This is a genomic window from bacterium, assembly GCA_024224155.1.
Lineage (GTDB): Bacteria > Acidobacteriota > Thermoanaerobaculia > Multivoradales > JAHEKO01 > CALZIK01.
Window position 1 is genome coordinate 1 of sequence record JAAENP010000562.1, and the last position, 1,483, is coordinate 1,483.

General features: G+C 63.4%; 1 protein-coding gene. It reads left to right on the plus strand.

The window, feature by feature from the left end; genetic code table 11:
• Positions 1–267: 267 nt before the first annotated feature.
• Positions 268–1,483, plus strand: a 1,216-nt coding sequence (locus GY769_25650; protein ID MCP4205310.1) for a hypothetical protein, incomplete at its 3' end; no start/stop codon positions are given.

Genomic DNA, 1,483 nt, shown 5'->3' on the forward strand with positions numbered 1-1,483 from the left:
ACGGCTTCTCTCCTTGGCCGGTGGCCTCACCCGCCGAGCTGGGTTGATCTCCACGATCTCCATGTCAATGCCGAAGTTAAAGATCTTGGAGATCAGTGCGAGTGTCCGGTTGGCGCTGACCGGCGAGCCTCGCTCGACGATGCCCTCGACGAGGCGAATCACTTCGCGCCGGGTGATGTCCTTTGCCTTGCGGTTCTTCCAAACAGGCAGCAGGTCCTTCTCGAGTTTGCGCTGATCCTCTCGCCAGCTCTTCTTCCGGCGCTTGGCGTGCCGCTCGGCGCGCAGTATATCTCTCCGGGGAATGTGGTCGAGACCTCCGCCATCGTGGACAAGGAGCTCTTCGAAGACAATATCGAAGACGCCCGCTGGACCGTGGGACGGATCCGGGTGACGCCCTGGAGCGGCCTGCGCGACGCCTCGTTGGTCACCTCCCAGGAGACCGACGGGGAGACCCGAGAAGATTTCACCTTGACCGCCGGCGCCGGTTTGCAGGCCTATCTGCCGACCGGCAAGCTGATCTGGGCGGCGCAAGCCCTGCCGGAGTACACGTGGTGGCAGGATGACGAGTCCAAGCGCCGGCTCAACGGCCGCTATGGTCTGGGACTGTTCGCGTATTTCAACCGAATGGCCATCGAAGCTTCGCATCGCCGGGCCGACCAACAGAGTTTCTTCTCGTCCGAGATCCAGGAGCTGACCAGCTCGAGCACCGACACGTCAAAGCTCAACGTCGAGGTGGACGTCGCGCGCCACCTGCAACTAGTCGCCATCGCCGAGCGCCTCGACTTCACCAACGAGGAAGAGGAAAACGCGGTGCTCGGTCTGCTCGATCGGCAAGAGGAGCGCGTGAGGGCCGGTCTCAGGTATCTGTCGCCCCGGGGATGGACGATCGGCCTGGGTTTCGAGGACCTCTCGGTCGAATTCACCGAAGAGGCCCGCGATCTCTCCCATTCGGGAACCTCCGAGCTGCTCGACGTCGGATTCATCGGCTCCCGTTTCAGCTTCTGGCTGGGGGCGGAGCTTCGCGATTTCGAGGCCGACCCGGGCTCTGACTTCGGCTCGTACGACGAGACCACCGGCAGCCTGGAAACTCTGTGGGAGGTGTCGCAGAAGACGACGCTGCTGACCTACGCGCGGCGCCGGCAGCAGTTTTCCGTCAGCGCCCAGAATGCCTTCTCCGTCGAGGAACGCCAGGGGGCGCGGTTCGATTTCGACTTCTCCAAGTCGGTCTTGGGCCTGTTCGCCGAAGTCGGCGAAGACGAGTTCGAGTCGGTCGCCACCGGCCTGCGCGAACGAATCGACGACGTCACGTCATACGGGCTGGATTATCGCCTCAAGCTGCAGGAGCGGTTCAACGTCGTGGTCCAGGTCATCTATGCCGACTACGACTCCAACCTCGACCGCTTCGACCGCGACGTGACCCGTTTCAGCGTCAACGTCCAGTTGGCGGACCTGGCCGGCAAGTTGCGGTTGGGCCGGGCGGCCG